The sequence below is a fragment of the Leptospira tipperaryensis genome (assembly GCF_001729245.1).
GTDB classification, from domain to species: domain Bacteria; phylum Spirochaetota; class Leptospiria; order Leptospirales; family Leptospiraceae; genus Leptospira; species Leptospira tipperaryensis.
Genome location: NZ_CP015217.1, coordinates 4,001,108 through 4,022,868, shown reverse-complemented (window position 1 = coordinate 4,022,868; position 21,761 = coordinate 4,001,108). Strand labels below are relative to the sequence as shown.

The 21,761-nt window shown below is 41.5% G+C and carries 15 protein-coding genes; 11 read left to right on the top strand and 4 right to left on the bottom strand.

The features are described from left to right. The first annotated feature begins 33 nt into the window (after positions 1-33). The 8 genes from folE (at position 34) to mtnP (ending at position 10,222) form a co-directional block, all read left to right on the top strand. Positions 34-585, top strand: coding sequence for a GTP cyclohydrolase I FolE (folE, locus tag A0128_RS18885; protein ID WP_069609410.1), 552 nt, complete (start codon positions 34-36; stop codon positions 583-585). 117 nt (positions 586-702) lie between these two features. Continuing rightward, positions 703-2,667, top strand: coding sequence for an acetate--CoA ligase (acs, locus tag A0128_RS18880; RefSeq protein ID WP_069609409.1), 1,965 nt, complete (start codon positions 703-705; stop codon positions 2,665-2,667). Between the two features lie 11 nt (positions 2,668-2,678). Continuing rightward, positions 2,679-3,452, top strand: a complete 774-nt coding sequence (locus A0128_RS18875; RefSeq protein ID WP_069608926.1) for a cobalamin-binding protein — start codon at positions 2,679-2,681, stop codon at positions 3,450-3,452. 332 nt (positions 3,453-3,784) lie between these two features. Further along, on the top strand, positions 3,785-4,624 hold the full coding sequence (locus A0128_RS18865) for a bifunctional helix-turn-helix domain-containing protein/methylated-DNA--[protein]-cysteine S-methyltransferase (RefSeq protein ID WP_069608924.1): 840 nt from the start codon (positions 3,785-3,787) through the stop codon (positions 4,622-4,624). A 118-nt stretch (positions 4,625-4,742) separates the two neighbouring features. Continuing rightward, entirely contained in the window at positions 4,743-5,852 is a 1,110-nt protein-coding gene (locus tag A0128_RS18860) for a poly(ethylene terephthalate) hydrolase family protein (RefSeq protein ID WP_069608923.1), read from the top strand. A gap of 135 nt (positions 5,853-5,987) precedes the next feature. Next, complete coding sequence (locus A0128_RS18855) at positions 5,988-7,556, top strand: methyl-accepting chemotaxis protein (RefSeq protein WP_069608922.1); 1,569 nt, start codon at positions 5,988-5,990, stop codon at positions 7,554-7,556. 133 nt (positions 7,557-7,689) lie between these two features. Continuing rightward, positions 7,690-9,258 carry a methyl-accepting chemotaxis protein gene (locus A0128_RS18850; RefSeq protein WP_069608921.1) on the top strand — a complete coding sequence of 523 codons (1,569 nt, stop codon included), beginning with the start codon at positions 7,690-7,692 and terminating at the stop codon, positions 9,256-9,258. A gap of 100 nt (positions 9,259-9,358) precedes the next feature. Continuing rightward, positions 9,359-10,222: an S-methyl-5'-thioadenosine phosphorylase gene (gene mtnP / locus A0128_RS18845; RefSeq protein WP_069608920.1), complete on the top strand. Its 864-nt coding sequence runs from the start codon at positions 9,359-9,361 to the stop codon at positions 10,220-10,222. A 7-nt stretch (positions 10,223-10,229) separates the two neighbouring features. Here the strand turns inward: mtnP and A0128_RS18840 are convergent, their stop codons facing one another. The 4 genes from A0128_RS18840 to A0128_RS18825 all read right to left on the bottom strand — a co-directional run bounded on the left by A0128_RS18840 (position 10,230) and on the right by A0128_RS18825 (position 14,959). Further along, entirely contained in the window at positions 10,230-11,054 is an 825-nt protein-coding gene (locus tag A0128_RS18840) for an alpha/beta hydrolase (protein WP_069608919.1), read from the bottom strand. A 7-nt stretch (positions 11,055-11,061) separates the two neighbouring features. Beyond that, on the bottom strand, positions 11,062-12,387 hold the full coding sequence (locus A0128_RS18835; RefSeq protein WP_069608918.1) for an alkaline phosphatase D family protein: 1,326 nt from the start codon (positions 12,385-12,387) through the stop codon (positions 11,062-11,064). 114 nt (positions 12,388-12,501) lie between these two features. After that, positions 12,502-13,539, bottom strand: coding sequence for an alpha/beta hydrolase (locus A0128_RS18830; protein ID WP_069608917.1), 1,038 nt, complete (start codon positions 13,537-13,539; stop codon positions 12,502-12,504). Next, positions 13,520-14,959, bottom strand: coding sequence for a flavin-containing monooxygenase (locus tag A0128_RS18825; protein ID WP_069608916.1), 1,440 nt, complete (start codon positions 14,957-14,959; stop codon positions 13,520-13,522). Before A0128_RS18825 ends, A0128_RS18830 begins: the two co-directional genes overlap by 20 nt. Before the next feature lie 118 nt (positions 14,960-15,077). Here A0128_RS18825 and A0128_RS18820 point away from each other — a divergent pair, with 118 nt between their 5' ends. From A0128_RS18820 to A0128_RS18810, 3 genes are all read left to right on the top strand, one after another. Continuing rightward, complete coding sequence (locus A0128_RS18820) at positions 15,078-16,856, top strand: GMC family oxidoreductase (RefSeq protein WP_069609408.1); 1,779 nt, start codon at positions 15,078-15,080, stop codon at positions 16,854-16,856. 72 nt (positions 16,857-16,928) lie between these two features. Continuing rightward, positions 16,929-18,389: an NAD-dependent succinate-semialdehyde dehydrogenase gene (locus tag A0128_RS18815; protein ID WP_069608915.1), complete on the top strand. Its 1,461-nt coding sequence runs from the start codon at positions 16,929-16,931 to the stop codon at positions 18,387-18,389. Between the two features lie 191 nt (positions 18,390-18,580). Further along, positions 18,581-21,748: a SpoIIE family protein phosphatase gene (locus A0128_RS18810; protein ID WP_069608914.1), complete on the top strand. Its 3,168-nt coding sequence runs from the start codon at positions 18,581-18,583 to the stop codon at positions 21,746-21,748. Positions 21,749-21,761: the final 13 nt, after the last annotated feature.

Below are 21,761 nucleotides of genomic sequence, written 5' to 3'. Positions count from 1 at the left end.
ATCTTGGGAAATATAACTGAAGAGAGTTTTAAATTGGAAGAAGAAGTTGTAAAAATCTTAAAATCGATCGGCGAAGATCCGAATAGAGAAGGACTTCGTGACACTCCGAAAAGAGTAGCAAAGTCTTATGAATTTCTGACCTCGGGTTACCGAGCCGACATTACTACGATCGTAAACGGGGCCATCTTCGAAGAGCCGACCGAAGGAATGGTTCTTGTGAGAGACATCGAAATGTATTCTCTCTGTGAACATCATCTTTTACCTTTTTACGGAAGAGCCCACGTTGCTTATCTTCCGAATAAAAAGATCATCGGAATCAGCAAAATTCCTAGGATCGTTGATGTTTTCGCGAGAAGACTTCAAGTGCAAGAACGTCTCACCGAACAAATTGCATACGCCATTCAAGAGGTTCTTGATCCGCAAGGCGTCGCAGTCGTGATCAAAGCAAAACATCTTTGTATGATGATGCGAGGAGTCGAAAAACAAAACTCCGAACTTTTCACATCGTGTATGTTAGGAGCATTTAAGGACAATATGGTCACTCGCTCCGAATTCTTAGATTTGATTCGAACCGGCTCCACCTAAGTAACGAAGACCTCCTCCGTAAGATTTTTTTTGCGAGGAGGTTTCTCGTTCGATTTTCTGCAATTTGGTAGACAGAGAAAAAAAAAGAAACATTCTTTACCGAATCTGGAGGAAGTCATGGCAAAAGAACGGATCGTTCCCCCGTCAGCAGATTTCAAAAAAAAAGCTAACCTCAGTCTCAAAGATTATAAATCGCTTTATAAAGAATCTATAGAGAACCCGAACAAGTTTTGGGGAAGAGAAGCCAACCGTCTTACTTGGTTTAAAAAATGGACTAAGGTTCTCAGTCACGACTTTAAAAATGCAAAAGTAGAATGGTTCAAGGGTGGGAAGCTCAACGTTTCCTATAATTGTTTGGATCGTTTTATAGAAACTCCTCTTAAAAACAAAGCCGCCTTAATCTGGGAAGGAGACAACCCTTCCGAATCTCGAGTTCTCACTTACTATGATCTTTATAGAGAAGTGAATCATTTTGCGAATGTTCTAAAAAAATACGGAGTGAAAAAGGGAGATCGAGTTCTTGTTTATCTTCCGATGATTCCGGAATTAGCCATTACGATTCTTGCATGTTCCCGCATTGGTGCGATTCATTCCGTTGTATTCGGAGGTTTTTCTCCGGAAGCGCTTCAAAGCAGAATCGACGACTGCAAACCGAAATTGATCGTTACCGCCGACGGAGGTTATCGCGGCGGAAAACCTGTTGAACTCAAAAAAAATGTGGACGTTGCAATCAACACGGCCACGGAAAAAGTAAAAACCGTAATTGTAGTTCGAAGGACGGGAAACGAATCGGGGCTCGTTTGGAAAGACGGTCAAGATCACTGGTATCATTTTTTGATGAACGATCCGGATTTACCTGAATATTGTAAACCGGAACCGATGGACGCGGAAGATCCTCTTTTTATTCTTTATACGTCGGGATCCACGGGAAAACCAAAAGGTGTCTTACACACGACCGGAGGTTATCTTCTCGGGGCTAATTTAACATTTCATTATGTATTCGATATCAAACCGGAAGACACGTATTGGTGTACGGCGGATATCGGATGGGTGACCGGTCATTCCTATCTTGTTTACGGTCCTCTTTCTAACGGAGCCTCTTCGGTGATGTTTGAAGGAGTTCCTTCTTATCCGGACGCGGGAAGATTTTGGGATGTGATCGACAAATACGGAGTTAACGTTTTTTACACGGCTCCGACTGCGATCCGAGCTTTGATGAGAGAAGGTCTGGACCATATCAAAAAAAGAAATCTGAGTTCTCTTCGTCTTTTAGGTTCCGTGGGAGAACCGATCAATCCGGAAGCTTGGGAATGGTATTTTAAGAATATTGGAAAGAGTAAGTGTCCGATCGTGGATACTTGGTGGCAGACCGAAACGGGATCGATTCTAATTTCTGCGTTGCCGGGAGCGATTCCACAAAAACCGGGATCAGCTACATTACCATTCTTCGGAGTGCAGCCGATTCTCGTGGATAACGACGGAAAGGAACTCAACGAGAAAGGGGACGTTTCCGGAAATCTTTGTATCAAAGGTCCTTGGCCTTCGATAATGCGAGGAGTTTACGGAGATCCCAAAAGATTCTTCGATACTTATTTTTCTCAGTTCAAAGGTTATTATTTTACCGGAGACGGAGCGAGAAGAGACAAGGACGGTTACTATTGGATCACGGGACGCGTTGACGATGTGATTAACGTTTCCGGTCATAGAATCGGAAGCGCCGAAGTAGAAAGCGCTCTTGTTGAAAACAAAGCCGTCGCCGAAGCCGCGGTTGTAGGATTTCCTCACGATATCAAAGGCCAGGGAATCTACGCTTACGTGACTGTCAAAGAAGGCGTTGTTACTAACGACGAACTCAAAAAAGAACTCATAGCAACCGTTGAAAAAGTGATCGGAAAGATCGCCAGACCGGACGTGATTCATTGGGCGCCGGGGCTTCCTAAAACTCGATCCGGAAAGATCATGAGAAGAATTTTGAGAAAGATTGCTTCTGCGGAATTCGAAGGGCTCGGTGATACTTCGACGCTTGCAGATCCTTCGGTTGTACAAAAGTTAATCGATGATAAGAAAGAATTCCATAGTTAAGGAAAAAGAATCTGGCCGGTCCGAAAAGAATCATATGTCTTACTGAGGAAACCACGGAGTTACTCTATCTTTTGGGAGAACAGGATCGTATCGTTGGAATTTCAGCGTATACGGTTCGTCCTCTAAAAGCGAAGACTGAAAAACCAAAAGTCTCGGCGTTTATCAACGGGAACATAAAGAAGATCAAAGATTTAAAACCGGATCTTGTAATCGGATTCTCCGATATCCAAGCGAACCTCGCGAAGGATTTGATTGCGGAAGGATTGAATGTCCTCGTAACCAATCAAAGAACGATCTCTGAAATTTTAGAAACGATGCTTTTGTTCGGATCGATCGTCGGTAAGGGAAAAGAAACGGAACTTCTGATCGACGGATGGAAAACAAAATTAGAAAAAATTCAAATGGAGAACAGAACGGAAAAACCTCCGCGCGTATTTTTTCAAGAATGGGATGAGCCGATCATTACCGGAATTTCTTGGGTGGGAGAATTGATTGAGATTGCGGGCGGAAAGGATTGTTTCGATAATCTCAGAAATAAATCTATGGCGAAGGAAAGAATCATTTCTTCTCAAGACGTCGCCGAAAAAAATCCGGATATTTATCTCGGTTCTTGGTGCGGAAAACCCGTAAACTTTGATTGGGTTCGAACTCATCCCGATTGGCAAAAAACAAACGCCATTCGAAATCAAAAGATCTTTGAATTGGATCCTTCTATCATTCTTCAACCCGGACCTGCTCTCTTTGAAGAAGGGATTGACCAACTCGTAAAATTCATCCATTCTTAAATTCCTAAGCGGAGAATTTTGTTTTTCTTCAATTTGAACGTTCGCAAATAACTTCATTTATAGAAGATTGAGTTTTTCAATCTTCTATTTTTGGGAAGAGGCCGAATCGGAGGAGGAAAAATTTAAAAAGCTTTGCGCCGCCATCTTACTTCAAAACGGGCTTAAAGTCCGTTTCAAGGAATTTTTACGGGAATATTTAGTTTGTCGGAACAAATGGACCTTTCTTTTTTTGGTTGCGAAAGAATTAAAATTATCTTCAAAAGTGAATGTAAAAAATTGAAAACAGCAAGGATCGGGTTTTAAAAAATCTCTTTTGATATATTCTTTTTGATATGGATCACTACCAAAAAATAGCAACAGCCATTCAATTCATCCAAGAAAATTCCATGTCACAACCGGAATTAGAAGAGATTGCAAAATCCGTAAATCTAAGTCCGTTCCATTTTCAGAGACTCTTTACGGAATGGGCGGGAGTTAGTCCGAAACAATTCTTACAATACCTCACGCTTCAAAATGCAAAATCAATTCTTTCCAAACCTCAATCGACCTTATTTGATGCGGCCTTTGAAACCGGACTTTCCGGAACAAGTAGACTTCATGATCTATTTGTAAAGATAGAAGGAATGACTCCCGGCGAATACAAAAACGGAGGAGAAAAACTCACGATCCGTTATAGTTTTCAAAAAGGAATCTTCGGAGAATACTTGGTGGCTTCGACTGAAAAAGGAATTTGTAATTTATTCTTTTATGATATTCCGAAAGAAGAAATTCTTTCGGAGCTCCGGGAGCAATGGGATCAAGCCAATTTGATACAAAAAGTGGACGAGAATCAGGAACGGGTCGTTCGTTTTTTCGATAATACCTTGAATACCAAAGACAAAATCAAACTCCACTTAAAAGGAACCGATTTTCAAATCAAGGTCTGGGAAGCCTTACTTAAAATCCCGGAAGGAAACTTGTCTTCTTATTCTAAAATTGCGACTTCAATCGATCAAGAAAACGCGTCCAGAGCAGTCGGTTCTGCCATCGGTAAAAATCCTATCGGATATTTGATTCCTTGTCATCGTGTGATCAAGAGTACCGGAGGAATTGGAGAATACAGATGGGGTTCTGAAAGAAAGATGGCGATGATCGGATGGGAAGTCAGTAAAACAAATTCACTTTCCGCTTGAATTCCGATTTTGATTTTTAGAATGGAGTTTGGATTGGATTCTAAAATTCGTTTTTCAATCTGAGAAGAGTTTTAGAATTTGATTTTATCGAATAGAAAGAAGGATCTTCGGAGAGTATATGAAACGTTTGATAGGAATTTTTGTTATACTCGGGCTTTTCTTTTGTAAGCAAAATTCAAAAAGTTTTCAAGAGGAAACTCTGGAACCTCTCGTTGAAACGCTCTTGATTCTAAGTTATCCTTATTTGATCAACACCTGCGCCATCACCCCTGTCGGGTATTACGGTCCGATTCCGTCGATCTCGCAAGGATACGGTTCGCGCGGTACAATTAGTGTTTCGGTCACGGCTCTCCCCAATCCAAGCGCTCCGCGAAACGTTTGCGTCTACTATCCAACCGGCCAAACGACGAAAGCGCCCGTCCTATTTTTAATGCACGGTTTTAGTTCCCCTTCTGCGGAAGCCTATTTCCCACTGATTGATTTTTATGTTTCGAAAGGTTACGTGGTAGTGTTTCCTATTTATATTTCCGATCGAAGAGATCCGACCGAAAATTACAAATTTATGTTGGATGGAATCAATTTTGCGGTGGAGCAGTTTGCGAATATTATCGACACGACTCGCGTCGGTTATATGGGACATTCCTATGGAGGAGGGGCGACTCCGTATTTGGCGCATCAAGGAATCATTCAAAAAGGATGGGGTAGTAACGGTTCGTTCGTTTTTCTTTTGGCGCCTTGGTATTCTTTTTTGATCAGCAACACTCAGCTCGCGCAGTTTACCAATTCAACAAAGATGATCGCACAAATTTACGATAACGACGACGAAGTCGATAATCGAATGGCGATTGATATCTTTACAAAGATCGGTATCGCAAATTCCGAGAAGGACTTTGAAGTTGTATATTCCGATGCAAATAACGGTTACACTTTGAATGCTGACCATTATACTCCGATTAAGAATACGGTCATAGGACTTGGATCTTTAGATACCTTGGACTACTACGGAATTTGGAGGCAATTGGACGCGTTAGCCGATTATAGTTTTCATAATACCGCAGCAGCTAAAGATATTGCCTTGGGGAACGGATCAAATAATCAAACTACGATGGGTGTGTATCCAAATGGACAATCTGTGAAAGTTATGACCGTTTCCGATTCACCGACACCTTTGCATCCGGAAAGCTTTTTCATCCATCCATTTTCCAATTCTTTAAATCCAAGATTTTGACCAAGCTGTCAAAGATGGGAATGAGAAACTGATTCTTCGGAACGAAAACATGTCTTCTTATAATAAAGTTATCTAATCCGGCCTCCCCGGAGTACTTTTCATTTACTTAAATGAATTTCTGCAGACGATTGGTCTATGTCCAAACAGTCCATCGAATCGATCCGCAAGCAGGGAGAAACCCTTACCTATTATTCGAGAATAGGGATTATGATCATGATGCTTTTCTCTCTTGTCTCAAGTTATAAAACTTTGCATCCTCAGATTCTGATCAATCATACAGCCGCAGCGGGATTTATGTGCGTTTACACCCTGATCGGATTTACTTTGTATAAAAAATACAACGTTAGCCATTGGGCGCATAAGATATTTGTTATATTTGATACTCTTCTTTTGAGCGGAACGATCTTTGTGGATGGAATGGTTTCGGCTGAAATTATAGCTCCCGTTTTGAAAAATGCGATTCTTTATTCCGTTTATTATTTTATCATCGCCTATTCCGGGTTACTCGGAAGACCGGGGTTTGTTTTGATAACGGGTTTGTTTTGCGCCTGCGGCTATGCGCTTGGTTTGGTTAACGCGACCGTTCACGGACTTCAATTTTCTGAAAACAATACGATCAACACGGCTCCGGGTTTCGTAAAACTAAGTTCCGAAATAACAAAGATCATTTTTATGTTTGCCGTCAGTTTTATTCTCTATCGTTTGATGAATCTGTTTGATAATCTTTACCGAGAGGCCGCGTCTTACTTTAAAGAAAACAAAGACTTTCTTTCACGTTTGGAAAACAATCGAAAGGTAATCCATTCTTCCGCCGAAACTTTGGAAATTTCAGTTTCTAATTTCTCGGAATTTACGAGCTTAACGAGTTCTAAGATGGAATCTCAAGCGGCTTCTTTGGAAGAAGTAAACGCGGTCATTACTTCACTTTCTACTTCTTCCGAAAACAATGTCGATTCGATCCGAACTCAGAATGAAAATCTAATCGAACTCAATGCGAAGTCGCAGGCGCTTCTGGAAATCATAACCAAAATTTCGCAACTTTCTAAGAATTTAGAAACAAACGCAAACGAAAGTAAAATCGAAATGCAGATCGTTAAGAATTCGGTTGAAAAAACGGATACGTTTCTTAAAAACATTTCGAACTCTTTTCAGAGAGTCGATGAGATCAATCGTATCTTGGGAGAAATTGCGGATAAAACAAATCTTCTTTCTTTGAACGCATCGATCGAGGCCGCAAGAGCAGGAATTGCGGGAAGAGGATTTTCAGTCGTCGCGCAAGAAGTAAGTAAGCTCGCCGACTTTACCGCTTCGAATGCAAAGATGATTTCCAAAGTAGTTCACGATTCTCTTCAGTTTATCGAAGAGGCCAACCGTTCCTCAAGGGATACCGGTTATCTTACTGAAGGACAAAGCATGAAAGTGAACAGTACAGTTTCCAGTATTGAAGAGATGACTCGCTTGTATGAACAGGGTACGAAGATCGTTCAGGATTTTGCGAGGAGTTTGAGCAAAGTAAAACATCTTTCAGACGAGCTCTTCCATTCTACTCACGAGCAAATGGTCGGACAAAAAGAGATGATGAAGGCGATGTTTGCGCTCGAAAAAGAAATCAATGAGATTACTCGAGAATCAGGTAAAATCCAAGACGGGGTTTTGAGTATCAAATCCCAGTCAAAAGACCTCAAGGCTCTCAGCATCGTCTGAGTTTCTGTTATTTAAAGAATGCGCAAATTCAATATTCGTTTCACATCTTTATAAAACGGAATTGATGCTGTAAAAACTCATTTCTCGCTGGGAATCTGTTTGAAATACAAAATTTCATTCTTCCCATAGGAATATGAGTCAAACTTCTCTGGATCTCATTCAAAAGAATGGTGCGATCTTGATCAATCGAATCCGTCTCGGCCTTGTCATATTATTTACGCTTTCGATCCTCGGCGCTCTTAAAGTTTTCAATCCCACGCAGCTTATAATTCATTCCAGTGGAACGTTCGCGATGTGGATTTATTGTATCGGGATTTTTATTTGGAATCGTTTTGGAGAAGTTCCAAAATGGGTACATAAAACTTCTGTAATACTGGATTCGATCATTCTCAGCAGCACTTTGATTTTTGACGCAATGATTTCTCCGCAGGTCGCATCCGGAGTAATGAAAAACGTAATTCTATTTTTCATTTATTTTTATATCAACATCTACGCAGGACTCTTAGGCGAAAAAAGATTCGTAATCTTAATCGGTTTTTTGGGAGCCTTAGGATCTACGATTGCGCTAAGCGTCGCCGTTTTATTCGGAGTGGAATTGTCCGAAGATCCGAACCTTGCAAACAAACCTGGAATGTTGACCACCAGTGTCGAAATTATTAAGATCGTATTCGTTTTTGTCGCGGGGATTATTCTTTCCCAATTAATGAATCTTTTTACGAAGCTCGCAGATCAAGCGGTCAAACTCTCCGAAGAAAGTAAGGGTTTTTTGGCAAGATTAGAATCCAATCAAAAGGCCATCCACATTTCTGCGGAAAGTCTGGAGACGTCGATTCAAAACTTTGCGGAGTTCATCAATACGACAGGGGAAAAAATGGAATCGCAGGCTGCTTCTTTGGAGGAAGTAAACGCGGTGATTGAAGAATTATCGGCGGCTTCACAGAGCACTTCCGGTTCGATCGAAACGCAAAATCATAGTTTGGTGGACCTCGATCAAAAATCCAAGAACCTCGGAGAGATCATCGAAAGTATTGCTCAGTTTTCAAAGGATCTCGGTTCCTATGCAAACGAAAACAAAGTCGATATGGATAACGTATCCGAAGCCGCGGGAAAGACGACGCACTTCCTAAAAAACATATCAAATTCTTTTAATAGAGTTGATGAGATCAATCAGATCATGGGTGAGATCGCAGATAAAACCAATTTGCTCGCACTCAACGCTTCCATCGAGGCCGCTCGGGCGGGCGCCGCGGGTAGGGGATTTGCGGTCGTTGCAAACGAAGTCAGCAAGCTCGCAGAATTTACTTCGGAAAACGCGAAGAACATCTCCGTTATCGTAAAACAATCCAGAGAATTTATCGGAGAAGCAAACAAGGCTTCGAATGATACCGGGGATTTGACCAATCGCCAAAAACTGAAGATTTCAGAGACGGTCAATCGGATCGAAGAGATGGGCAAACTTTATCAAGAGCAAAGACGGATTATCCAAGACTTTGTATCGGAAGTCGAACGTATCAAACAACTCTCCGGCGAAATTTTCGAATCTACAAAAGAACAGATGGTCGGCCAGGAAGAAATGGTAAAGACTATGGTTCATCTCGAAAAGGAAATCAACGAGATCAATCAAGAATCCGGTAAACTTCAAATCGAAGTCGAAAAAATTAGAACTCAATCTTTGGAATTAAAAAATCTCAGCACGACGTAAATCTCTTAAGCTTAGAAAGCACTTCCGATTTACAATTTAGGTCCATCTTCCAAAACTGACCCTAAAGAATGTGAGAACTTTCGTTTAGGAGTATGGATTCATGCCTCATCATGTAAAAGCGGCTATCATTGGAGGAACGGGGCTTTATAGTCTCGACGGAATGGAATTGATCGAAGAGATCTATCCGGACACTCCTTGGGGAAAACCTTCCGATAAAATCAAGATCGGTAATTACAAAGGAAAGCTCATCGCATTCTTACCAAGACACGGAGTCGGACATTTTTTATTGCCGCCTGAAGTTCCGAATCACGCGAACATCTGCGCCTTAAAACAACTAGGCGTGGAAGAAATCATCGCGTTCAGTTCCGTTGGAAGTTTGAGAGAAGAAATCAAACCTCTCGATTTCGTTTTGCCTTCTCAGGTGATCGATCGAACTCGACTTAGAAACGCTACTTACTTTGGAAATGGAGTCGTTGCACACGCTCCTTTCGCAGAACCTTTTTCATCCAATCTGAGTAAACGTATTGAAGCGACTGCAAAGAAGATAGGTTTGGGAATTCATACGAACAAAACCCTCGTTTGTATGGAAGGCCCGTTGTTTTCCACAAAAGCGGAATCTCATCTCTATCGTTCTTGGGGAGCAGACATCATCAACATGACCGTACTTCCGGAAGCAAAACTCGCAAGAGAAGCTGAAATCGCCTATCAGATGATCTGTATGTCCACCGACTACGATTGTTGGAGAGAAGGGGAAGAATCCGTTACGCTGGAGATGGTAATCGCCAACCTCACTAAGAACGCCGAAACCGCAAAGAAACTACTCGCAGAACTCATCGACGTTATCGGAAACGGAGATGACCTGAGTCTGAAAAACAGCACGAAGTATTCCATCATAACGGCTCCGGAAAAAAGAAATCCGGAAACCGTTAAAAAACTCAAAGTTCTTTTCCCCGAATATTTCTAACAAAGAATCAACGAATTTCATTCAGGCTTTTTTTCAAAGCCTGGTGATATTCCGGAAAGACCGTCAAGTCGTTGTGCGTTCCGTCTTGGATCGTATAAAGAATCACGTCCTTATTTTTCGATTTCAACTTTTCGAATATAATCTCCGAATTCCGATATGGGATGATTTCATCTTCGGTTCCGTGAAAAATTCTAATCTTTGAATTGATCAGCTCTAATTTTTTTAAATTCTCAAACTGAAAGCGTAACATCCAAGATCGTAAGAATGGATAATAATTCTTAGCCAAAGACGGTAGATCCGTAAACGGAGTTTCTAAAAATAAATTGAGATCCGGGTTTTTGGAAACCAAGTCGACCGCAACTCCGGTTCCGATCGATCTTCCATAGACAACGATTTGTTTTCTCGGAATATTCAATTTATTGATTGTATGATTGAGCCAGAGTTCTCCGTCTTCATACATTGTGTTCTCGGAAAGATTTCCTGTATTTTTTCCATAACCTCGGTAATCGCTTATCAGAACGTTCCAGCCTAAGGAAACAAAATCTTCCGAAATTCCTCCCCAACTTCTAAGGCTTCCAGCATTTCCATGAAAGAAAAGAATCGTTTTGTTTTGAATGTTGTTCCTTGCTTTGAAATAAAGAGCGTAACTTTTTTCTCCGTCGCGTGTTGAAAGTTCTATTTCCTGAAATTGAGATGGGAATCGAAACGAGTAATCTTGTGGTAGTTTTTCAGGGAAGAATATCAATTTATCCTGATTCCACCAAGCGAGCAGAAGGATCAGGGATAGGAACGAAAAAAGAATACTCAAGAAGATCGTCATAGTTTGTTTCATAAGAATTTCAAGGACTTGGAATGATTTCTTTTTTCCAGAGTTCTTTTCCGTTTACATCGAATATCTGGAGCAACAATTTTCTTTCTCCTCGGTTTCCGCTAACGGAAACAAGTCCGAAATTTCTTTGTTCGACAAGGGTTCCCTCGATTCTCAAAGGATTCTTCTCCGTAACGGGATAAGCTCCCGAAGTCAATGGAGAAACCGTAAAATCATAGATCGGTTCGACACCGTCTTCTTTGAGAAGATTCAATTCCGTATGATGACGGTCTCCGGTTAAGAAAATTACGTTCTTTGTTTTCAATTCGCGAATGGCCGAAAGAATTTTATTTCTTTCCTCCGGATACGTCGCATAGTTTTCATAGACCGCGTTTGGATTCAGAAATTGTCCACCGATGGCGACAAATTTAAAGGTCGCTTTGGAAAACGCCAAAGAATTGACGAGCCACTGAAATTGTTTTTCACCTAAGATTTGTCTCGGACCGATCACCTTGTTATTGTTAGCCGTCCTAAATGTTCGATCGTCGAGAAGAAAAAATTGCGCGTCTCCCCAAGTAAAGGATCCGTAAATTCCTTCTTTGGCGTAGTTTGGATTTCCCCAATGAAGTTTGAACATTTCTTCCGCGGTATCTTTCATCCAAAAAGAAGAATCTCCGTCGTTCGGCCCAAAGTCGTGATCGTCCCAAATTGCATAGTGATGAAGAGAAGCAAACAAAGGACCTAACTCAGGAATTCCTCTCTGATGTTTGTATCGGTGTAAAAATCCAGTCTTTGAATCCCAATCCGTTTCTCGAAGATAGATATTGTCTCCGAGCCAGAGCGTAAAATCCGGTTTCTTGGAAAGAATCGAGTTGTAGACAAAGTAATCTCCGCCATAGGGTTTTCCGGGAACGTCATATTCCGTTTCGTTTACATAGGCGCAACTTCCGAGTGCAAACGTAAAGGATGGAGGATTTTGTCCGGCCGCAAAAAAAGGCTGCGCTTGAAAGGTTTGAGAATGTTTTGCTTCGATCTTTTTTCCATCTAAGATTAGATTGTAAGCGTAACGTCTTCCGGGTTGAACTTGATTCGCGATCAGCTTTGCGACAAATCCGGTTTTGGATTGTGTTTGAATTTCCTCTGAGAGAAATTTACGCTTTGGATTTCCAATTTCAGAATATTCTAATATTACCGAAGCCTTCTTTTCCGTTTGAACCCAGACCAAAACTTCTTTTAGTGTGGAATAACCTACGATGGGACCGGAAGAGATTCCGGAAGAATCGGCGTTGAGTGTGGATTGAGAAAAAATAAAAAAGAATAGTAGAAGTTTTTGGATCGATTTGATTTTGGATTTCATAAAGAAATTTCCCCTGCAATCCAAACCATTTCATGAACGTTTAAAAAATTCAAGAGAAACTTTTGACCTTTGTTTCTCCTCTAAAAAACGATTTTATCCGATTGAGACGAACATTTATTTTATCTGAAATCCTTCTTTTATAAAAATCGTGAGTTCGTCTAAAGCCTTCTTCGCTTCCGGAATCACTCCTGCAAAATTAAAATACCCGTGAACTAAACTCTCATACATACTATGAGTGACCGGAACCTTCGCTTTTTTTAGAGATTTGATCAACTCCAACGCTTCGTCCTGTAGCGGGTCAAATCCAGCCAATTGAATATAAGTTTTTGGGAAGTCCGTTTTTTTCTTATGAAGAATCGGTGACGCGGAGATCTCTTTTGCATCGAGCGGATTTTTCAAATAGTGAAAATTAAAATACTCCAATAACTTGTTCGTTAGAGCATAACCGCGACCAAATTCATTTCGACTCGCGCTCATTCGAAGAAGATCTAAATAAGGATAAATCAATAGTTGAAAAAGAGGAGATTGAATTCTTTTCTTTTTAGATAGAATGGAAAGATTTGCCGCAAGGTTGCCTCCGGCGCTGTCTCCGCCGACCGCGAATTTTTTGGAAAGAATTCCTAACTCCTTTGCGTTTTTAAGAATCCATTGATAAGCGACAAGACTGTCTTCCACCGCGGTAGGATATTTATGCTCGGGCCCAAGTCTGTAATCAACGGAAAGAATCATTGAGCCGGTTTTTTTTGCAAGATAACGCAGAGGACGATCGTGTGAATCCAAGTCGCCTATAACAAATCCGCCTCCATGAAAATAAACAAGAGCGGGTTGTAGTTCCAGCGTTTTTATCGGTCTATAAAGCCTGATTCCGATTCTTCCTTGCGGAACTGGAATTGTAAAATTCTCAACTTGAAATAATTCTTCCGGTTCGAGATCGAACAGAAGCATGGATGTTTTAAAAAATTCTCTGGCCTCTTTTGGCGCGAGGGTTTCAACACGTGGTTTCGTTCTTGCGAGATACAAGGACATCTGGAGTTTTGCATCCAAAATTCTTCCTCGTTTCTGAAGAATGCCGCCGGAAATTCTTCTGAGAAGTCCCTCCGGCAGCTTTAGGATCCATCGAAGAAGGATGCGTTCAAACTTTTGCAAGAACACCCGTTTTCTTTTTGACTCCGTGTTTGTTTGGGCCGACTCCGTTTTTGGAAACTTGTTTGTGTTCCGCGATCGCTTCCACGTTTACTTTGTTTCCATTCTTCTTTGCTCTCTGAGTCCCTTTTTTGAGTTCGCTTTTCATATCGTAGAGAAAATCCTCAAAGTCGACTTGCATCGTATGTCTGGTCGATGCCACATAACGTTTCTTCCTTTGCGATTCGTATTTTTCGATCGTTCGATTCATTTCTTCCGCGGTCGGGAGCTGATAATTTCCCGTTAGATACTCGGAGATCCATTTACCTTGAAATTCCGCCAGAGGCATGATAGCTCCTAAGGGTTGGTATAGACCGACGAAGAATAGATTCTTAAACTCAGGTTTAACCATACGATGAAACAGAGGTAAGTGATTATCTTTAGCGGCGATTAAATTCTCGTCAAAGAACGGGAATTTAACGTTGTAACCCGTGCAATAAATAACCGCGTCCACTTCTTCTTCGCTTCCGTCCACAAAGCGAACTTTGTTTCCGTTGAATGATTCGATATTCGGTTTTGGAGTTACATCTCCTCTTCCTAAGCGGACAAGAATGTCCTGAGAAATCGTCGGATGTGCTGCTCCCGGTTTGTGATCCGGTTTTTGTAAACCGAAGTCTTCAACCTTTCCCACTCCAAAACGAAGAACTAAACCCATGATAAAACTCTTAATCCAGAATGGAGTATGAACCGGAATCATTTCCGTGGACTTATCCAATGGTTTTCCAAAAAGATAATTTGGAATGATGTAAGCCCCTCTTCTCGCGGCCAGAAAAACTTTAGAAGCAACCCCCGGTCTGCAAAGTTCGACGGTGATGTCCATCGCGCTATTACCCATTCCTAAAACCACGACTCTTTTTCCTGTGAGTTTAATCGGGTTATCGGGATCTACGTAAGAATGGGAGTGGATGATCTTTCCCGTAAACTTACCGGGGAACGGAGGGTCGGGCCATCTTTGCGACCAGTGATGTCCATTGGAAACTACCAATGCATCGTAGAATTTTTGTTTTCCGTCTCCAGTAGTGATCAACCAAGTTCCATCGTCTTGGAAGTCCGCGTGAACCACCGGGTTTTTGAAGTGGATGTTCTTTCGAAATCCGAAATGATTTACATAATCGATAAAGTATTTTAAGATTTTTTGATGTCCCGGATAATCGGCATAACTCCGAGGCATCGGGTAGTCTCTGTATTCCATTCTATCTCTGTGAGTGTTGATATGAAGAGACTTATAAATATTACTCATCTTGTTGTCGTTGTTGAATCTCCAGTTCCCACCTACTTCGCTTCCCGCCTCATAACAATCAAAAGGAACTCCTTTATCTTTGAGAGCTTTGCAAACCGCGATTCCACTGGAACCTGCTCCTATCACACAAACACGAGGCAATGAAGACATATCCTTCTCCTATTTATTTAGACAATACGTTAGGAATTATGATACGGCTTTAAAATATGAGACAGTCAATTAAAAAAAGTTTTGAATTTATAAATCATCCGATTATTAATGAATGCTTATGGAACAAAATAAGAGAACAAATGTTCACTATGATTACGACTACGTCATAGTAGGTAGCGGCTTTGGTGGAAGTGTGTCCGCCATGAGGCTGAGCCAAAAAGGATACTCCGTTGCAGTATTAGAATCCGGTAAAAGATGGAGATCCGAAGACTTTCCAAAATCAAATTGGTCGCTTAACAAATATCTCTGGATGCCAAGAATCGGATTTTACGGAATACAGAGATTAAACCTCTTAAAAGACTTTTTTCTCGTAAGCGGAGCGGGAGTCGGAGGAGGAAGTCTCGTTTACGCAAATACACTTTATGTTCCGGGAGATAAGGTTCTCAATTCTGCCACCTTTAGAAAGTTAGGCGGTAAAGAGAAAGTTCTGCCTTTTTATTCTATAGCATCGAAAATGCTCGGTGTAACTCAAAATCCTCAGTTGTACGAATCGGATTATATTCTAAAAGAAATTGCGGAAGAGATGGGAAGAGGAGAAACTTTTCGCCCCACGCCGGTCGGAGTTTATTTCGGAGAAAAACCCGGTAAACTTTCAAAGGACCCTTACTTTTTAGGGGAAGGTCCGGATCGCGTTTCCTGCAATCACTGCGGCGGTTGTATGGTAGGTTGCAGATTCAATTCTAAGAATACGTTGGATAAAAATTATCTTTACTTTGCGGAGAAAATGGGAACGAAAATTTTTCCCGAATCAAAAGTGATTTCTCTGATTCCGGTCAACGAACAGGGAGAACCTGATTCTTCTGCGACTGGAGAATTCGGTTATCAAATTCAAACCCGTTCCACAACCGGATTTTTCGGATTCCCTAAAAAAACATTATATGCAAAAAATGTAATTCTTTCCGCGGCGGCGATGGGTACGGTTGGACTTCTTTTGAAGATGAAACAAAAGGGAAAGATGACAAGACTTTCGCCGGCGCTCGGAGACAGCGTCCGTACGAATAGTGAAACGGTCTTGGCGATTACAAACTTTACAAAGGACGTCGATTATTCCCGCGGAGTGGCGATTACTTCTTCGATTCATCCGGATGAACACACTCACATGGAACCGGTGCGTTATCCGAAAGGCTCCGACTTTTTCGGAACGATCGCTTCGGTTCTTACCGACGGCGGTGGAAAATTTCCAAGACCTCTCAAATATTTCTTCACGTTGTTCACCAATCCTGTTTATTTTTTCAAAGCGTCCTGGCCGTTTGGATTCGCTCAAAAATCTTTGATTCTTTTGGTTATGCAGACCTTGGACAATAAGATTCGATTGGTTCGCACCAGAAGATTTGCTTGGCCGTTTGAGAAAAGTATGAGTTCTACTCTTACGGAAGGAGAAAAAACTCCCGCGTATATTCCCATCGCAAATGAAACCGCAAGAAGGATCGCGCAGAAAACGGGCGGAATTCCGAGAAGCTCAATCAACGACGTTTTGTTAAATGCACCGATCACGGGTCATATCATGGGCGGCTGTATTATGGGAGATTCCCCGAAAGAAGGTGTGATCGATTTTGAAAATCGCGTCTTCGGTTATCAAAATCTGAGAGTCTGTGATAGTTCTATGATTACGGTGAACCTCGGAGTCAACCCGAGTCTTTCTATCACCGCTTTAACGGAAAGAGCGATGTCCTTAATTCCTCCTAAGAGCGGCTTTAAACCCGTGCAATTTCATTTTGAGAAAAAATTCGGTATTACTCCCTTGTTGAACGTTAGTCCGATAACTAAGAATTCTAAACTGAATAAGAAACCAAAGGTTAAAAAAGTTTTAACAAAAAAAGCAAAGATTCGTAAGTAAAATTGGAATTTGGAAAGAGATTCTTCTTTCCATTCTTTCTTTTGAGATTATAAAAGGACTCGAGGTTTTCCATTGAGTTTAGAACTTCTTCAAAGAAAAGAATTATTCAGACAGGACGCATTTTGGAGTGGGGCTTGGAGAAAAGGTAATCCGGATCTCAAAATCGAAGTCACCAATCCTTCGAATTTAGAAATACTTGGTAGAGTTCCTTCTTTAGGACGGAAAGAAACCTTAGAAGCGATTCAAACTTCTCTTCACGCTTTTCAAGACTGGTCAAAAAGACCCGCAAAGGAACGTTCGATTTTAATTCGAACTTGGTCCGATCTGATGAAAAAAAATCGGGAAGACTTAGCGGTTCTTATGACCTTGGAACAAGGAAAACCGTTGGCGGAGTCGCGAGGAGAAATCGACTACGCGGCTTCTTTTTTGGAATGGTTTGCGGAAGAAGGGAAGAGAGTTTATGGAGATATCATTCCGAGTCATAGAAGAGACACAAAGATAGAAGTCATCAAAGAACCGGTCGGCGTTTGTGGAATTTTAACTCCGTGGAATTTTCCTTCTTCCATGATCACTCGAAAAGTGGGAGCCGCGTTAGCCGCCGGTTGCACCGTTATCAGCAAACCTTCCGAGCTCACGCCATTCTCCGCACTCGCGTTAGCCGTTCTTGCACAAGAGGCTGGAATTCCAGAGGGAGTTTTTCAAGTTCTAACGGGTTATCCGGAAGAAATCGCAAATACACTGATCGATTCTTCCGAAGTAAGGAAGATCAGTTTTACCGGTTCGACTCGCGTTGGCAAGTTGATCATGGAGAGAAGCTCTAAGACTTTGAAAAGACTTTCTCTCGAACTCGGAGGAAACGCACCTTTTTTGGTTTTTGACGACGCCGATTTGGAATCCGCGGTAAAAGGTGCGATTCTTTCTAAGTTTCGAAATGCGGGACAAACCTGCGTTTGTGCGAACCGATTTTTGATTCAGAAAGGAATTTATAATGATTTTGTAAGTTTATTTTCAGAATCGGTGCTAAAATTAAAAACCGGAAACGGTCTCGAAAAGGACATAACGATCGGCCCGTTGATAAGCGAATTGGCGGTTCAGAAGGTTGAAAACCACGTTAAGGATGCTTTGGATAAGGGAGCAAAACTCCAATTAGGCGGAAAAAGAATCGAGCCAGGTAAATTATTTTTTTCCCCAACGGTGATTTCAGAAGTTCCGGAAAATTCGCTTTCTATGCAGGAAGAAGTTTTTGGTCCCGTAGCTCCCGTTTATCGATTTGAATCGATGGAAGAAGCCTTGCAAGTGGCAAATTCTACACCTTCGGGTTTAGCATCCTACGTGTTTACCGAAGATTATCGTAAGATGCGATTTCTTGCCGAGAATATAAAAGCCGGAATGTTGGGAATCAACGAAGGACTGATATCCACCGAGCAAGTTCCCTTTGGCGGTTTGAAAGAATCCGGTTTTGGAAGAGAAGGATCTAAGTACGGGATTCAGGAATATCTTAACGTCAAATATGTCTGCATTGGTGGTTTTTAGGTAGCAAACAATCGTAGTTAGTTTAGGGCGCGCATACTTTATGCAGAGCAACGTTCGATTATGAGATAACTTTTTGATTTTTCTCTTAAATCGTTGATGCTTTGCGTAAATTATAGCAAGCGATACAATCTACTGAAATTCCTTTTTGCTTGACGATATAAATTTTAAGAAGTTATTAGAGTGCCTGCCATATGGATCTTATCTATTTAAATTATTTCTCACTGGCTTCGTTGATCGGAGTCCTCTTTATCGGTTTTACCGTATTCTTTTTCTTTTCGATTCAGGAAAAAGCCTCCGGCACGATATATCTTTGCATCGGATTGTTCAGTCTCGGGATCTTTCACCTTGGCTATATGGTCGGATTTCCGTTCTACGGACCTTGGTCCGTCTTTCACAGATGGATTGTCATTCCGTCTCCGTTCCTAGGATTTCTTTTTCTCATCATGTTTTTTCTTCACTACCCGGAACCGGTCTCGAAAAAAATAGTACGTTCGATTTTTTTCAGCGCGCTCGTCGGCGTTATCGTTATTTGTGCTTGGTATTTCTATGAGTCCTTAAGCGCCAAAAGAGTTTTCTATTTTTCAGGACACTACTGGGACTTTCAGATCAATCTCTTTTATAAAATTTATTCGGTAATGGTCATTTTCTATACGGTCATTTTTATGGGGATCGGAACGTGGAGAATGTTCAAGCTCAAAGGTAAGGAAAGAATCATCACGTCGATCATTTTGATTCCTTTAACGTTAATTACGCTTATCCCGGGAATTTTAAATGCGATGAGTCGGGACGGAGCGGTTTCAAGAGAATTGTATCAGACGGTTTTGGACATAGCCCTTGTCATCGGATTGTTTGTAATTCTTGTAGGTTATATCAATTATACGAGCGAGAAAACCTCTATCCTATCTAGGATTACTGGAATCACTCTCGCGACTTTCTTTCTCGTTTTACAGATCGTAAGTTTGTTTATCTTCAATGAATACGAAGATTCTTACGATCTGATTAAAAGAAAAGAAGTCAGACTTTCCGTCGCTGGCTTGGATGTGTCGCGTGACGCGGAATATGTTTTCGAGTATGACGCGGAATTGGATTCTGCCCGGCCTTATTCTTCCCATAGTTCGCTTCAGCCGAACGAATCAGTCTTACGAGAATTTAGATTTTTCAAAATTTCACATAGTTTATTCGAACTCCCGCAGCTTTCTAATAAAGATTTCGGTGAAAGAGTAGAATCGATTTTAAAAAAATCTCCGGAAGGTTTTGAAGCGTATCGCGCCGGGGTGAGAGAATATTTTTCTTCTAAAAAAGAGGCGCAACTTTCCGGAAAGGACGTTGAATTCTTCTTTGATACTTTGGAAAAGAAGTTAGTCGTTTTTAGGAACAAATACTTTCACTTGCCTCCGAAAGAAAAAAACGATCCCGTTGCGCTTGAAAAACTCTTTCATTCCGATCAACCGGGGATTTCCGCTTATCTCAAAGAATTAAAAAAGAACGCTTTAGCCGTGAATAGTTCCGATCCAGCAAAAAGGGAAAAAATCTTTCTCAACCTTCTCACTCAGGTTCGCAAACAGGATGAAAGAACGTATAAGGGCGAAAGAATCTATGAACTCGGTGGACCGATTCCAAAACACTATATCGCTTATTTTTATGTTTCTCCTTCGAACGGAAAGATCTACGACGTCGGCTTTCGATACGAATCCTTAAGAGAATATCTGCATCCAACGGGAAAAATTCTTTATATATCCGCACTTTGTATCATTCTTCTCGTACTTTTAGGATTTCGATTTTTCTTTCAAGGCGCTCTTCTCAATCCTCTGGAGGAAGTCGTTATCGGTCTGAGAGAAGCCAACTCCGGAAACTTGGATTATCGACTTCAAGTAAAGGTCGAAGACGAAATCGGATTTATCGCACGTTCGTTTAACAGAATGGCGCGTTCGATCCAAGCCGCGAGAAAACGTTTGCAACAGTACGCGGAGGAGTTGGAAGAAAAAGTTCAAGAACGAACGAAAGAACTCCAGCAAACTCTGGAAGAAGTGCAGGAATTAAAACAACAACAAGACGGAGATTATTTCTTAACTTCCCTTCTGATCAAACCTCTCGGTTCCAATAAGGCGCGTCAGGAGAACGTCAAGGTCGACTTTTTAATCGAACAGAAAAAGAAATTTTCCTTCCGAAGATTTAACGATGAGATCGGAGGCGATATCAATATCTCCAATTTTATCGATCTGCAAGATCGTTTTTATACCGTATTCTTAAACGCGGATGCGATGGGAAAATCGATGCAGGGAGCCGGGGGAGCCTTGGTTCTTGGAGCCGTCTTCGAATCGATCATTGAAAGAACGAGAATGGCGACGATCATGAAGGAACAATCTCCGGAACGTTGGTTAAAAAACGCATTCTTAGAATTGCATAAGGTTTTCGAAAGTTTCGATGGTTCGATGCTCGTCTCTCTCGTGTTAGGTGTTGTGGACGACGAGGCTGGGCTTATGTATTTTATCAACGCCGAACATCCTTGGACCGTTTTGTATAGGGACGGAATCGCAAGTTTTATCGAAGACGATTTGATGTTTCGTAAATTGGGAACGACCGGAATGGAAGGGACCGTCTTTATCAAAACCTTTCAAATGGAACCGGGAGATATCATCATCGCGGGTTCGGACGGAAGAGACGATATTCTTCTCGGAACGGATCGCGAAGGTGGAAGAATCATCAACGACGATGAAAAACAGTTTTTAAGAAAAGTGGAAGAAGCGCGCGGAGAATTGCAGGGAATCTACGAAGGAATTCACAATCACGGGGCTCTCACCGATGACCTTTCCTTGGTTCGAGTTTCTTTTAAAGAGAACCTGAGCGAATCCAAAATTGCACTGGCCCACGAAAGAGATCAGATTCGTGAACTTCTAAAAAAAGCGAAGGAAGGGGCAAACAATAAGGAAATCGAAGAAGCGATTTCCTTTCTGGAACAAGCGGAGACTTTGAATAACCAAATTCCGGAAGTAAAAAAATTGTTCGTAAGTCTATTTCTTAAAAAGAAGGACTATCGAAACGCCGCCATCTACGCGGAAGGTTATTTGAATCTAAAACCCGTGGATAAGGAAATTCTTTACATCGCCTCGACAGCCGCAAGAAAGTCGGGAAGTTTTCAAAAGGCTCTGGACTTTGGCGAAAGACTTAAACTTCGCGAACCGACGCATATCAAAAATTTGGTGAACCTTGCGCAAATCTATATCGCTTTGAAAAACTATAAACGAGCGATGGAGATGGTCGAAATCGCTTTGACGGTGGATCCGAATCACGAAGTCATATTAAAGATCCAAGAGATCCTAAGAAAGTATTCTCATAATCTTGCGGAAAGCGAGTCTTGAGCTCGTTTTGCTG